Genomic DNA, 13,472 nt, shown 5'->3' with positions numbered 1-13,472 from the left:
GGTGGCGAGCGCGGCGGCCGGACCGAGGCCCGCGGCGCCGTCTCGCGCCTCGATACCACCCAGCGCACCGAGTTCCGCCAGACCATCGTGCGCTCCGGCGTGCGGCCGCTGACGGGGGTCAACTTCGCCCTCCGGGCCGGCGTCGCGGTGCCGCGCTCGGTGAGCCTGCACGTGCTGCCGCCGGCGATCCTCACCCTGGTGCCGGCCTATCGCGGCTTCCGGTACGTGCTGGTCGGGGACGACATCGTCATCATCGATCCGGACACCTACGAGATCGTGGACGTGATCCCGGGCTGAACCCCGGCGGGCACCGGCAACGGTCCTGTCCGGAGCGCTCCGGCTCAGGCGTGATCCCTGAGCCGGAGGACGAACACGGCGAGCTCGGACTGGCGCGACAGCCCGAGCTTGGCGAAGACCTGGCGCAGCTGCGAGCGGGCGGTCTCGTGGCGGATGCCGAGGATTTCCGCCGCCTGGACCAGGGAGCGCGAGCCGTCCATCAGCAGGGCGAGCCGGGTCTCCGCGGGCGACAGGCCGAGATCGGCGAGGCGATCGCGCACCCGGCGCCCGTCGGCTGCGGCGGCCCGGCGCAGGACGACCAGGGCGAGGTGGTCCGGCACCAGGAGCCGCGCCATCCCGGCGATGCCGCGCAGGTCCTGGCGCAGGCCGATCGCGGTCACCGACCAGCTCTCCGCCTCCACGCCCGCCGGCACCGGCGGCCCGCCGCCGGGTGCAACCCCGCCGCAGGCCAGCGCCACCTCGCGCGCCGTGGCCGCGGCGAGGCGGGGATGACGGATCTCGAGCCGGTCGTGGGCGCCGAGCCGCACCGTCCCGCCCTCGGCCAGCAGCGCGTGGCCGGCCCGGCTCGCCTCGACGAGGCGCAGGTCGCGGGTCACCACGAAGGCCGGGTCGGCGACGCGCGCGAGCAGCGTCCCGCCCGGAGCGCGGGCGGCGCCGGGCGGGAAGCAGGCCCGGTTCGTCTCGATCGCGCGGCGCATCCGCGGCCCGATCCGCTCCATGACCGCGGCGAGCCGGGCATGGTCGCGGGCCGCCCGCCCGAGATCGTGCTGCAGGTTCAGCACCGCCAAGCGGCCCCCGGCATCGATGAGCTTGATCCCGCTCGAGGCCGTCATGCCGCCGAGGCGCGACAGCCAGTCGGCGTAGAACTCGGTGTGGCGCAGGGAAGAGGCCGGCATCCGCTCCTCGGAATGCATCGCCACCATCGCGGGCGTGGTCAGGATCACCGGGATCCACGGGTTCACGGTGCCGTAATGCGACTCGTAGGATTGGACGTCGGCGGGATCCCAGCCCCAGTGGACGAGCGGCAGGCCGGTCCCGGCGGCGGCGTCGACGACCTGGAGCACCGGCCAGATCCCCGGCAGCTGGCGGCCGATCTCGGCCATCACGCCGTCCCAGGCGCCCGGATCGCAGGCGGCGTGGTCGATCGCGAGGCCGATCTCCCCGCTCACCCGCCGCACCCACTCGGCCTCGCCCATCGCCGCGGTCTCCGACACAGTCCGGTACGGTGTCACGGCTCCCGCGCGGCTGTCCACAACCGTCCCGGAACCGTCGATTTCGCGAGCCGGCACAGCCTCTTCTTCGGGCATCGTGCCGCTTGCCCGCGATGGCGCGCGCGACTAGGGTCCGGCCCGCTCGAAGACCCGGACGGCCAGGGGCCAGACCGGGCGTTCTTCCAACGGTTCCTGGAGTCGATCATCATGGGCTTTCTGGCCGACGCCCTCTCGCGCGTGAAACCCTCCGCCACCATCGTGATGACCCAGAAGGCGCGGGACCTGAAGGCCCAGGGGCGCGACGTCATCAGCCTCTCGGTCGGCGAGCCGGATTTCGACACGCCCCAGCACATCAAGCAGGCCGCCGTCGAGGCGATCGCCCGCGGCGAGACCAAGTATCCGCCGGTCTCCGGCATCGTGCCCCTGCGCGAGGCGATCGCCCGCAAGTTCAAGCGCGAGAACGGCCTCGACTACAAGCCGAGCCAGACCATCGTCGGCACCGGCGGCAAGCAGGTGATCTACAACGCGCTGCTCGCCACCCTGAACCCGGGCGACGAGGTGGTGATCCCGCGGCCCTACTGGGTGTCCTACCCGGAGATGGTCGGCCTGTGCGGCGGCACCCCGGTCTTCTGCGAGACCACGATGGCGACGAACTTCAAGCTCCAGCCCGAGGAGCTCGAGCGCGCCATCACTCCGAAGACCAAGTGGGTGATCCTCAACTCGCCCTCGAACCCGTCGGGCGCCGCCTACAGCCACGCCGAGATGAAGGCGCTGACCGACGTGCTGGTGCGCCACCCCCACGTCTGGGTGCTCACCGACGACATGTACGAGCACCTGGTCTACGGCGACTTCACCTTCGTGACCCCGGCCCAGGTCGAGCCGGCGCTCTACGACCGCACCCTGACCATGAACGGCGTCTCGAAGTCCTACGCCATGACCGGCTGGCGCATCGGCTACGCCGCCGGCCCCGAGCAGCTGATCAAGGCGATGGACTTCGTCCAGGGCCAGCAGACCTCGGGTGCGGCGACGATCTCGCAATGGGCCGCGGTCGCCGCCCTCGACGGGCCGCAGGACCACCTCGCCGAGTTCCGGGCCGCGTTCCAGGTCCGGCGCGACCTCGTCGTGTCGATGCTGAACCAGACCAACGGCCTGCGCTGCCCGACGCCGGAGGGCGCGTTCTACGTCTACCCGTCCTGCGCCGAGCTGATCGGCAAGCGCACCGAATCCGGCAAGGTGATCGAGACCGACGAGGATTTCGTCACCGAGCTGCTGATGGCCGAGGGCGTCGCCTCGGTGCACGGCTCGGCCTTCGGCCTCGGCCCCAACCTGCGCATCTCCTACGCGACCTCGAACCAGCTCCTGGAAGAGGCCTGCCGCCGGATCCAGCGCTTCTGCGGCTCGCTGCGCTGACGCCCGGGCGGGAGCGCGCGTGATACCACCCGGCGGGCCCCGCGCCCGCCGGGTTCTCTCCTGACCCGGGTTTTTTCGCCCCGGTTTTCTCGCGCGCGGTCAAGCGCCTTTCGCCAGCGCGTTTAGACGCAAGCGCCCGGTTCGCATTCCGGTTGCTCCCCCGGCCCGGTCTGGCTTACACGGGCCGTCCTCGATGCCGGCGCGCCCGGAGGCTTCCGGAACCCATCCGGGCTGTGCGGCAAAGAGGTCGGCGACGACGGGATGGGGCGGACCAGTTCTCTGCAACCCATTCCTGTGAGGCTCAGTGGGCCGAGCAGTCGCAGGAGCGTCACGGGTTCGGGGAACAGGAACCGCGACCCTGGCGCATGGCCCACCAATCTTCCGCCGCACCGCGTCTCGCGGAACGAAGGGCGCGCGACCGCGTTGTCTCCTCCCGATGTGGGACGGTCGGGCCCGGGCCGGATGAGGCCGCCCGTTAAGGCCTGTGGCCCAGGGTGGACGGCACGGGTCGATCGCCGACCCGCCGAGATCGTGGGTCCCGACCAGTCATGTGGCGCCTCCTCACCGGCGGAATCAAAGTCATCATCGCGGTCGCCGCCCTGACCACGGCCGCGAACTGGATCGCGTTGCGCGAGAAGGACCGGGCACCGAGCCCGGCTCTCGCCGCCGCCCTCGATCCGCCCACCACCGGCACCCTCGCGCCGCGCCGCGCCGACGGCTCCCCCGCCCGCCTCGACCAGCGCAGCCTCGGCCGCCTGATGTCGCAGGCCTCGGGGGAGGGGCGGCAGCGCTGACGGGCGGCGGGCCGCCTACCGCGCCAGCACCGCGAGCCACCCCGGCACCCCCGCCCCGTTCTGGCGCCGGATCTCCGCAGGCTCCAGCAGCGCGACCGTGAATCCCGCCGCCTCCGCCTCCTCCCGAGCCGTCGCGACGCCGTGGGCGTAGCGCCCGTCGGCGCCGAGCACGGCGCCGCGCTCGCCCGGATGGCCCTGCAGGGTGAAGGCGAACAGGCCGCCGGGGGCCAGCACCCGGGCGGCCTCGCGCAAGACCGGGCCGATCTCGCGCAGGTAGATGAACACGTCGGCCGCCAGCGCCAGGTCGGCGCTTCCCGGTCGCTCCCGCGCCAGGCCGTCCCGCAGGTCGCCCTCGTGCAGCCGGGCGTAGAGGCCGGTGCGCCGCGCCTCGGCCAGCATCCCGGGCGAGAGGTCGATGCCGACGAGCGTGCCGGCGAGGCCGTCCAGCGCCCGCGCCATCAGGCCGGTGCCGCAGCCGAGGTCGAGGACGGTGCCGAAGCGGACGTCCGGCCCCCGCAGCCGCACCAGGGCCGCCCGGATCAGCGCCGGGCCGCGATAGCCCAGGCCCTCGACCAGGTGGCGCTCGAACCGGCCGGCATAGCCGTCGAACAGGGCGCGCACGTAGGCCGGCGAGATCGCGTCCCCGGCAGCCTCGCCGAGCTCCGCGAGGTGGATCCGGGCCCCCAGCGCGTCCTCGGGATCGAGGGCGATCACCCTCCGGAACGCCTCGGCGGCCTGCTCCCGCAGGCCCGGATCGGCGGCGCGGGCGCGGCCCAGCAGCAGCCAGGCCGGGCCGTAGCCGGGCGCGAGCTCCAGCACCTGGGCGGCGAGGTCGGCGGCGGCGCCCGCATCGCCCTCGGCGAGGGCGCCTTCGGCCCAGGCGTAGCGGCGGTCGGCGAGGAGATCGCCGGACGAGCGGGCGGGCGCGGGCATCGCGGACGGGTTCCGGGGACGGGACGGACGGGACGGACCGCCTATATACGCAAGCCCGCCTCGCGACAGAGGCTTTCCATCCTCCGACGAGGATCGATGGCGCCGCGCCCGACCGAGCTGCTCACCCTGACCCGCGAGGGGCTGTACTGCCCGCCGGGCGACTTCCACATCGATCCGGTCCGCCCGGTGCCCCGCGCGCTGATCACCCACGGCCATGCCGACCACGCCCGGGCCGGCCACGGCGCGGTGCTGGCGACGCCGGAGACCCTGCGCATCATGGCGGTGCGCTACGGGGAGGGTTTCTGCGAGACCCGCCAGGAGGCGCGGCTCGGCGAGTCGATCCGGCTCGGCGACGTCACGGTGCGCTTCCACCCGGCCGGCCACGTCCTCGGCTCGGCTCAGGTCGCGATCGAGCGGGGCGGCTGCCGGATCGTCAATTCGGGCGACTACAAGCGCGCCCGCGACCCGACCTGCCTCGGCTTCGAGGTGGTGCCCTGCGACGTGTTCATCACCGAGGCGACCTTCGGCCTGCCGGTCTTCCGCCACCCGGTCGCCCGCGACGAGGTGAGGAAGCTGCTCGACTCGGTACGGCTCTTCCCCGAGCGCACCCACATCGTCGGCGCCTACGCGCTCGGCAAGGCGCAGAGGGTGATGGCGCTGCTGCGGGAGGAGGGCTTCTCCGACCCGATCTACCTGCACGGCGCGATGGAGAAGCTGACCGAGCTCTACCGCCGCGAGGGCATCGCGCTCGGCGAGACGATCAAGGTCGTGGCGGCGGAGCGGCCGAAGCTCGGCGGACGGATCGTGATCTGCCCTCCGTCCGCGATCCAGGACCTGTGGTCGCGCAAGTTCCCCGACCCCGTCACCAGCTTCGCCTCGGGCTGGATGCAGGTACGGGCCCGCGCCCGCCAGAAGGGGGTCGAGCTGCCGCTGATCGTCTCCGACCACTCGGACTGGGACGACCTCTGCCGCACCATCCGGGACACCGGCGCCGGCGAGGTCTGGGTCACCCACGGCCAGGAGGACGCCCTGGTCCACTGGTGCGGCACGCAAGGGATCAAGGCCAAGCCCCTGCACATGCTGGGCTACGGCGACGAGGGCGAGGCGGAGCCCGACCCGCAGGAGCCCGCCGCGGCGCAGCCGGCACCGGAGAGCGCCGCGTGAACGACTTCGCCCATCTCCTCGACCGCCTCGCCTACGAGCCGCGCCGCAACGCCAAGCTGCGCCTGCTCCAGGACTTCTTCCGCCACACGCCCGACCCGGATCGCGGCTACGCGCTCGCCGCCATGACCGGCTCGCTCAGCTTCCGCGAGGCCAAGCCCGGCCTGATCCGCGGCCTCGTCGAGGAGCGGGTCGATCCGGTGCTGTTCCGGATGTCGCACAACTACGTCGGCGACCTCGCCGAGGCGACCGCCCTGATCTGGCCGAAACGCGACGGCGCTCCCGGCCCGGGCCACAACAACCCGCCGGTCCCGACCCTGTCGGAGGTGGTGGAGGGCTTGCGCACCATCGGCAAGGGCGAGCTGCCGGCGCGGCTCTCCGCCTGGCTCGACGCCCTCGACGAGACCGGGCGCTGGGCGCTCCTCAAGCTCATCACCGGGGAGCTCCGGGTCGGCGTCTCGGCGCGGCTCGCCAAGACCGCGGTGGCGAGCCTCGGCGGGCACGAGGCCGACGCGGTCGAGGAGGTCTGGCACGGGCTGGCGGCGCCCTACCGGGAGCTGTTCGCCTGGGTCGAGGGCCGGTCCGGCCCGCCGGAATCGGTCAACCCGGCGCCGTTCCGCCCAGCCATGCTGTCGCACCCGATCGAGGAGGAGAGCGACCTCGACAAGCTCGATCCGGAGGCGTTCTCGGCCGAGTGGAAGTGGGACGGGATCCGGGTCCAGCTCGCCGGCGGGCGCGACCGCGACGGCAAGCAGGTGCAGAAGATCTACTCGCGCACCGGCGAGGACATCACGGGGGCCTTCCCGGACCTCGCCGAGGCGATCACCTTCGCCGGCGCCCTGGACGGCGAGCTCCTGATCCTGCGCGAGGAGCGGGTGCAGAGCTTCAACGTGCTGCAGCAGCGCCTCAACCGGAAGGCGGTGACGGGCAAGCTGCTGCAGGACTTCCCGGCCCATGTCCGCGCCTACGACCTGCTGGCCGAGGGCGAGGACGACCTGCGGCCCTTGCCCTTCGCCGAGCGCCGGGCGCGGCTCGAGGCCTTCGTCGCCGGGCTCGACCACGCCCGCATCGACCTCTCGCCGCTGGTGCCCTTCGCCGACTGGCCGGCCCTCGCCGCGGCCCGGGCCGACCCGGCCGCGGTCGGCGCCGGGCTCGATGCCGACGCGATCGAGGGCGTGATGCTGAAGCGGCTCGCCAGCCCCTACCAGCCCGGCCGGCCGAAGGGCCCGTGGTGGAAGTGGAAGCGCGAGCCCTACCTCGTCGATGCCGTGATGATGTACGCCCAGCGCGGCCACGGGAAGCGCTCGTCGTTCTACTCCGACTACACGTTCGGGGTCTGGCGCGAGGCGCCGGACGGCGCCGAGGAGCTGGTGCCGGTGGGCAAGGCCTATCACGGCTTCACCGACGAGGAGCTGGGCAAGCTCGACCGCTACGTCCGCAACCACACCACCAAGCGCTTCGGCCCGGTGCGCGAGGTCGAGTACGGGATCGCCAAGGGGCTGGTCCTGGAGATCGCCTTCGAGGGCGTGCAGCGCTCGACCCGGCACAAGTCGGGTGTGGCGATGCGGTTTCCCCGCGTCAGCCGCATCCGCTGGGACAAGCCGCCGGCCGAGGCCGACCGGATCGAGGCGCTGGAGCGCATCCTGGCCCGCGGCGAGAAAGAGGTTCACCCCGGACGGGAGATCGCCGGATGAGACGCATCGCGATGCTGGACAACGGTCCCGTCACCCGCCAGGCCACCGGCCGCCTCGTCGTCGAGACGCGCGGCCCCGGCTTCACCGAGATCACCGACGAGGCCGCCGCCTTCGTCCGCGAGGCGGGCCTGCGCCACGGGCTGCTCACGGTGTTCTGCCGCCACACCTCGGCCTCGCTGACGATCCAGGAGAACGCCGACCCGGACGTGCGCACCGACCTGATGACCGCCCTCGACCGGCTGGCGCCGCGGGACGTGCCGTATGTCCACGGCATCGAGGGGCCGGACGACATGCCGGCCCATATCCGCACCCTCCTCACCGACGCGACGCTGACGATCCCGCTGGTCGAGGGGCGGCTGGCGCTCGGCACCTGGCAGGGGATCTACCTGATCGAGCACCGCGACCGGCCGCACCGTCGGGAGATCGTGCTGCACCTCGTCGGCCGCTGACCGGACGGCGCCCGGCCCACGCCGGTCTGCCGGCCCGGCCGGCGCATCCGGCACGATCCTGCCATCGGCCCGCCCGAACCCCGCGACGACCCGCGCGCCGATTCCAGCCGATTCATCAGTGATCTGGCGTCCGTTCTTCGCATCATCGAGGTCGCCGATCGTACAGATCCGGTCTTTTGGACGGATATTCCCGTTCAATGTGAACATCACCGTATGATGTATAGTTCATATTGCGCTGCAACAAATTTTCTGATTATTTGATGCAAAGGCGCCGGCCAGCCGGACGTCATGATGAGATCAGCCATGAAGTATGTTGCACTTTCTCTTCTCGCCCTCAGCGCGTGGCCGGCCCATGCGCAGGATCGTTCCGCCGCCGTCACCGTCTTTCCGCCGATCATGCGCCAGATGGCGCGCGACACCGGGACCGTGCGGCCGCAGGCCGAACTGACCACGACGCCCCAGCCGGTCCAGGCTGCGCCCCGGCGCACCGCGCCCCGGCCCGATCTCGTCGCGCGCGGCTATGTCGAGCCCGCCGCCGCCGCCCTCACCGGCGCGCTCGACTAGAGTACTTCACGATCGCGTTGCAATCGCGAAGTACTCTAGGTCTTTGTTTTACCACATTTTCTGCGACGAACCGGTTTCCACTTCGTCGGAAAATGCTCTAGGGCGCCTCCCGGACGACCGACGCCCGGGGGCCGGCCTACGCAGTCGGCCGGCCCTCGCGACGGCGTGGAGAACGTACAGCCATCGGTTTCACCCGCGCCAAAAAAGCTATAGAGACAAAAGAAGTAGGCCGAGAAGCGCCGAAGGAGCGCGGGTGCCGTGGCGGGGAGTGCGTTGGGTTCCGAGACCACCATCGTCGTCGCGGACGACCACCCGCTGTTTCGTGGCGCCCTGCGCGGCGCCGTGACGGCGGTCCTGCCCGGCGCCCGGATCATCGAGGCGAGCGGGCTCGAACCGCTGACGAAGATCCTCGACGACGAGCCCGAGATCGACCTCGTGCTCCTCGACCTCACCATGCCGGGGGTGCAGGGCTTCTCCGGCCTGATCTACCTGCGGGCGCAGCACCCGGCGATCCCCGTGGTGATCGTCTCGGCCAACGAGGACCCGGTGGTGATCCGCCGCGCCCTCGATTTCGGCGCCGCCGGCTTCATCCCGAAATCCCTCGAGGTCGACCGCATCGGCGAGGCGATCGGGCAGGTGCTCGCCGGCGGCAACTGGTCGCCGCCGGACATCGAGCTGTCGGCCTCCGAGGACAAGGAGACGGCCGACCTGATGCGTCGGCTGGCCACCCTGACGCCGCAACAGGTGAGGGTGCTGATGATGCTCTCGGAGGGGCTGCTCAACAAGCAGATCGCCTACGAGCTCGGCGTCTCGGAGGCGACCGTGAAGGCCCACGTCTCGGCGATCCTGCAGAAGCTCGGCGTCGAGAGCCGCACGCAGGCCGTGATCGTCTCCTCGCGCATCGGCGCGACCCTGAAGCCCCCGGCCGGGGTGGAGTAGGGCGGTCCGCGCCTCAGGACGCCCGCAAGCCCCGCCCGTCGCCGTCCCGGATGCTCGACCCGAAGCCGCGCGGCACGTCGTAGGGGGTGCCGTCGAGCCCGAACACCGCCCGGGTCGTGTCGGCGGTCGCCGGGGTCCAGCGGGCGAAGAACGGCACCAGGGGATTGCCGTCGTAGATCATCGGCAGCGCCAGCGGCTCGGTGTCCCAGCCGAGCGTCGCCAGATGGGTGATCATGATCGGGTGGGCCTGGATCAGGTAGCCGTCGAGGCCGAGACGCCCGGTCAGCTCGGCCACCGCCACGAACTGGCGCCCGGCGACCGGGTCCTTGGCGGTCGCCGACGCCCGGCGCCACGGCGCGGCGCCGCAGCGGGTCCACTCGAAGATGCGCGGTCCCGACGGGGCCGTCGCCCCCTGGAGGAGCTGGGGGTAGACGTGGCTCTGCAGGTGCGGCCGCGTCGTCGGCAGGAGGCGCGAGTAGGACACGACCTCGCCGCCGCCGTCGATGCCGGCGACGTGGATGCAATCCGGCCCGTCGAACTGGTCCCGCTCGCGTCCGTCGGGCTTGCGACACGCCTCCCACCGCATCGTCTCGACGAACAGGCGGTGGCGGAAGCAATATATCCTGTCGAGAAGCTCCGCATTGTCGCGGTAGTTTTCGCGATCGATGATCGTGATCAAGATCAGGGCTCCTTGCTCTGGCGCCCTTCATGATCTTTGAACCTAGAATGAGATAGACCGTAAATTTACGGGATGCCTAGCCCGACGTGGCAATGACTTAGAATGACGAAAAAATAGGTGATATTTCCTCCCATCTCCGCAAGATTGAAATGGAAATTCTCGTGCCGCGTCCGGATGCCCTGCAACTCAAGATGCGATCATCCGGCGACGCGGGACGATCGGACGCTGCGGAAGGCGGTCGGGACCGACTTCCGGCGGCAATGCCTCTGCCGGCCATCAACGTCAGGACGGACGGGAGGGCGCGATCGTCTTCGCCGCCGCGCGCCGATGCGCTGCCCTAATCGATCAGCCCCTCGCGCATCGCCTGGGCGACGAGCTGGACCCGGTTGACGGCGCCGAGCTTGCGGGCGGCGTTGCGCAGGTAATCCTCAACCGTGCGCTGCGACAGGGACAGGATCTCGGAGGTCTCCCAGCCGGTCTTGCCGGCGGCGGCCCACCGGATGCACTCGATCTCGCGCCGGGTGCAGCGGGCGGGCCCGCCGGGACGGCCGGGCCGCGCCGGGACGGCGGGGCCGAGGCTGCGCGAGGCGAGGTGGGCGTAGATCGCCAGGAGGTGCAGGCCGGCCCGGGCTTCGTCCGAGAGGTCCATCCGCGGGGCGCCGAACGAGGCGGCGCTCTCGGTGCCGTCGACGTCGTGGATCGGTACGCAGAAGCCGTCGCCGAGGCCGAAGTCCGGGGCCTCGTCCATGATCCGCCGCGCCAGGACGGCGTCGCGGTCCACGGGGACCTCCGACCACAGGAACGGCGTGGTGGTGCGCCGCACATGCGCCATCACCGGATCGTGCTGGACGTAGGCCCGCTCGACGTAGCGGGTCGCCCATTCGGCCGGCCAGTGCATCAGCAGGAGCCGGTCGGGCAGGTTCTCGCCCGCGCTCTGGGGCACGCCGGCGATGGCGAAGCGCTCGTAGCCGAAGAGGCCGCCGGCCCGGGTCAGCACCGCGGTGATCTCGGCCGCGCTGCGCGCCGCCTTCACGTCCTGGACGAGGTCCAGGGTGACCTGCCCGATCACCGCCATCTCGCAGCGCCGTCCGTTCCCGATGATCTCGCGCGACAACCCGCCGGATACCCGGCGGGTGCCCATGTCTACCAGGAAATCTACCAGGAAATACCGGGGCCGGCGACGCGACCCGGGGGTCTAGAGCACTTCACGATCGCGTTGCAATCGCGAAGCTCTCCAGGTCTTTGATTTTGCCGCATTTTCTGAGACGAACCGGTATCCACTTCGTCGGAAAATGCTCCAGGTCTCTGATTCTGCCGCTTCGTCGAAAAATGCTCCAGTCAGGGCCGCGCGTCGAGGAACTCCAGCACGCCGGCCTTGTGCACCTTGTCGCCGACGGCGAGGTTGTGGTCGCGGTTGGGGATGTCGAGGGCCTTCGCCTCCGGGATCAGGGCGGCGAGCGCGGGGCCGGACCCCGCCACCGTGTCGGTGGTGCCGACCGCCACCAGCACCGGCACCTCGATCTGCGCGACCTCGGCCCGCGACAGGGTCTGGCGCGAGCCGCGCATGCAGGCGGCAAGCGCCCTGAGGTCGCTGCCGGTCGATTCGGCGAAGACCCGGAACATCCGCGCCGTCGGATCGGTGACGGCGTCGCGCGAGGGCGCCTCCATCGCCTCCGAGATGCCGGCCGGCAGCCCCCGCCCCTCGACGAGGTGGATGCCCAGCCCCCCGAGCACGACCGAACGGACGCGGTCCGGATGGGCGAGGGCCAGGAAGGCGGTGATCCGCGCGCCCATCGAGTAGCCCATCACGTCGGCGCGGGGGATGTCCAGGTGGTCGAGGAGCCGGCGGGCATCCTCGGCCATCAGGTCGGAGCCGTAGGCCTCCGGCTCGTAGAGCTTGCCGCTCCGGCCGTGGCCGCGATTGTCCAGCGCGATCACCCGCCGCCCGGCCCCGGTCAGGCTGCGCACCCAGGAGGTGTTGACCCAGTTGACGGCGTGGTTCGACGCGAAGCCGTGGATGAGCAGGATCGGCTCCCCGGCGCCCTCCCTCTGTGGGACGTCGAGATAGGCGATCGGGACGCCGTCCGAGTCGAAGGTCTGCATGGCACATGGGCTCCCGCGCGAGGTCGGGGCCGGCTTAGCTCAGGGGCGGGCGGGGCCGCAACGCGGCGGTCGCGTCAGGCCAGGGCCGCCGGCACGGCGAGCCCCGGCCGCGCGGTCGCCCGCGGGCCGTCCTCGGCCTCGTCGGAGAACCACAGCACCGTGGCGCGCAGGCCCTGCTCCAGCGGCACCCGCGGCGCCCAGCCGAGGATCTCGCAGGCGCGGGCGATGTCGGGCCGGCGCCGGCGCGGATCGTCGACAGGGAGCGGGTGGTGGACCACCGAGGAGGGCGAGCCGGTCATCGCCAGGACCCGGCGCACCAGGTCCGACACCGTCAGCTCGACCGGGTTGCCGAGATTGACCGCGCCGATGTCGCGCCGGTCCGGATCGTGCTCCATCAGCCGGTGCAGGCCGTCGATCAGGTCGTCGACGTAGCAGAACGAGCGCGTCTGGTTGCCGTCGCCGTAGACCGTGATGTCGTCGCCGGCGAGCGCCTGGCAGATCACGTTCGAGACCACCCGCCCGTCATCGGCGCGCATCCGCGGCCCGTAGGTGTTGAAGATGCGCGCCACCCGCACGGCGACGCGCCCGGCCCGGGCGTAGTCGGCGCACAGGGTCTCGGCGGCCCGCTTGCCCTCGTCGTAGCAGGCGCGCGGCCCCGTCGGGTTCACGTGGCCCCAGTAGCCCTCGGCTTGCGGGTGCATCTCCGGGTCGCCGTAGATCTCGGAGGTCGAGGCCTGGAGCAGGCGCGCGCCGCCCTCCTCGGCCGCCAGCAGCAGGTGCCGGGTGCCGAGCACGCTGGTGAGCAGCGTGTGCTCCGGGTCGGCCTGGTAATGCGGCGGCGAGGCCGGGCAGGCGAGGTTGTAGATCCGGGAGAAGCGCTGGCGCCTCAGGCGGGCCGGCAGCGGCTGGATCACGTCGTGGGTGACGAGGTCGAAGCGCGGCTCGCGCTCGAGGTGGCGCAGGTTGCGCCGCCGCCCGGTGCCGAAATGGTCGAGGCAGACGACCTCGTGCCCTTCGGCGAGCAACCGGTCGCAGAGATGAGACCCCAGGAACCCCGCGCCGCCGGCGACCAGGACGAGCGTGCTCTCGCGGTGTCTCATGCGGTCGATCCTCTTGCCTGGCCGGGCGGGGCGGACCCGCCCGGGACGCCTCCCGCGCCTCGCGAATCCGGGATCATTGTTCCCGGACCCGACCCGCACACAACGCGGTGCCTCGGACCGTCGTTGCGATACAGGGTA

General features: G+C 71.8%; 14 protein-coding genes. 8 read left to right on the top strand and 6 right to left on the bottom strand.

Translation table 11 applies throughout. From position 1 onward, the window contains the following. The coding region (locus tag A5481_RS09785) for a DUF1236 domain-containing protein (RefSeq protein ID WP_048433464.1) at positions 1-297 on the top strand (297 nt) is incomplete at its 5' end. A 44-nt stretch (positions 298-341) separates the two neighbouring features. Here A5481_RS09785 and A5481_RS09780 read toward each other — a convergent pair. Beyond that, entirely contained in the window at positions 342-1,493 is a 1,152-nt protein-coding gene (locus A5481_RS09780; RefSeq protein WP_048433463.1) for a helix-turn-helix transcriptional regulator, read from the bottom strand. Between the two features lie 222 nt (positions 1,494-1,715). On the opposite strand from A5481_RS09780, the gene A5481_RS09775 reads away from it, so the two are divergent. Continuing rightward, complete coding sequence (locus A5481_RS09775) at positions 1,716-2,918, top strand: pyridoxal phosphate-dependent aminotransferase (RefSeq protein WP_048433462.1); 1,203 nt, start codon at positions 1,716-1,718, stop codon at positions 2,916-2,918. A gap of 548 nt (positions 2,919-3,466) precedes the next feature. After that, a complete protein-coding gene (locus A5481_RS09770) occupies positions 3,467-3,712 on the top strand; it encodes a hypothetical protein (protein WP_048433461.1) in 246 nt (81 codons plus the stop codon). 15 nt (positions 3,713-3,727) lie between these two features. Here A5481_RS09770 and A5481_RS09765 read toward each other — a convergent pair whose 3' ends face one another. Continuing rightward, on the bottom strand, positions 3,728-4,645 hold the full coding sequence (locus A5481_RS09765) for a methyltransferase domain-containing protein (protein WP_048433460.1): 918 nt from the start codon (positions 4,643-4,645) through the stop codon (positions 3,728-3,730). A gap of 96 nt (positions 4,646-4,741) precedes the next feature. Between A5481_RS09765 and A5481_RS09760 the strand changes: the two genes are divergently transcribed. The 5 genes from A5481_RS09760 to A5481_RS09745 all read left to right on the top strand — a co-directional run bounded on the left by A5481_RS09760 (position 4,742) and on the right by A5481_RS09745 (position 9,452). Further along, positions 4,742-5,809: a ligase-associated DNA damage response exonuclease gene (locus A5481_RS09760; RefSeq protein WP_048433459.1), complete on the top strand. Its 1,068-nt coding sequence runs from the start codon at positions 4,742-4,744 to the stop codon at positions 5,807-5,809. After that, positions 5,806-7,500 (top strand): cisplatin damage response ATP-dependent DNA ligase, encoded by a 1,695-nt coding sequence (locus A5481_RS09755; protein WP_048433458.1) that lies wholly within the window; start codon positions 5,806-5,808, stop codon positions 7,498-7,500. Before A5481_RS09760 ends, A5481_RS09755 begins: the two co-directional genes overlap by 4 nt. Next, entirely contained in the window at positions 7,497-7,949 is a 453-nt protein-coding gene (locus A5481_RS09750; RefSeq protein ID WP_048433457.1) for a secondary thiamine-phosphate synthase enzyme YjbQ, read from the top strand. The genes A5481_RS09755 and A5481_RS09750 overlap by 4 nt, the downstream gene beginning before the upstream one ends. A 303-nt stretch (positions 7,950-8,252) precedes the next feature. Further along, positions 8,253-8,513 carry a hypothetical protein gene (locus A5481_RS32275; RefSeq protein ID WP_197514165.1) on the top strand — a complete coding sequence of 87 codons (261 nt, stop codon included), beginning with the start codon at positions 8,253-8,255 and terminating at the stop codon, positions 8,511-8,513. Between the two features lie 273 nt (positions 8,514-8,786). Next, positions 8,787-9,452, top strand: a complete 666-nt coding sequence (locus tag A5481_RS09745; protein ID WP_048433456.1) for a LuxR C-terminal-related transcriptional regulator — start codon at positions 8,787-8,789, stop codon at positions 9,450-9,452. A 13-nt stretch (positions 9,453-9,465) separates the two neighbouring features. Here the strand turns inward: A5481_RS09745 and A5481_RS09740 are convergent, their stop codons facing one another. The 4 genes from A5481_RS09740 to A5481_RS09725 form a co-directional block, all read right to left on the bottom strand. Continuing rightward, entirely contained in the window at positions 9,466-10,131 is a 666-nt protein-coding gene (locus A5481_RS09740) for an acyl-homoserine-lactone synthase (protein WP_053082329.1), read from the bottom strand. 337 nt (positions 10,132-10,468) lie between these two features. Then, a complete protein-coding gene (locus A5481_RS09735) occupies positions 10,469-11,206 on the bottom strand; it encodes a LuxR family transcriptional regulator (protein WP_053082328.1) in 738 nt (245 codons plus the stop codon). Positions 11,207-11,469: 263 nt separating this feature from the next. Next, a complete protein-coding gene (locus A5481_RS09730; protein ID WP_048433601.1) occupies positions 11,470-12,234 on the bottom strand; it encodes an alpha/beta fold hydrolase in 765 nt (254 codons plus the stop codon). A 74-nt stretch (positions 12,235-12,308) separates the two neighbouring features. Further along, positions 12,309-13,334, bottom strand: a complete 1,026-nt coding sequence (locus A5481_RS09725) for a UDP-glucuronic acid decarboxylase family protein (RefSeq protein WP_048433600.1) — start codon at positions 13,332-13,334, stop codon at positions 12,309-12,311. Positions 13,335-13,472: the final 138 nt, after the last annotated feature.

This window comes from Methylobacterium platani (genome assembly GCF_001653715.1).
GTDB lineage: Bacteria > Pseudomonadota > Alphaproteobacteria > Rhizobiales > Beijerinckiaceae > Methylobacterium > Methylobacterium platani.
Note: the sequence above shows the minus strand (reverse complement) of the source record. Positions and strands in the feature narration are given on the sequence as shown.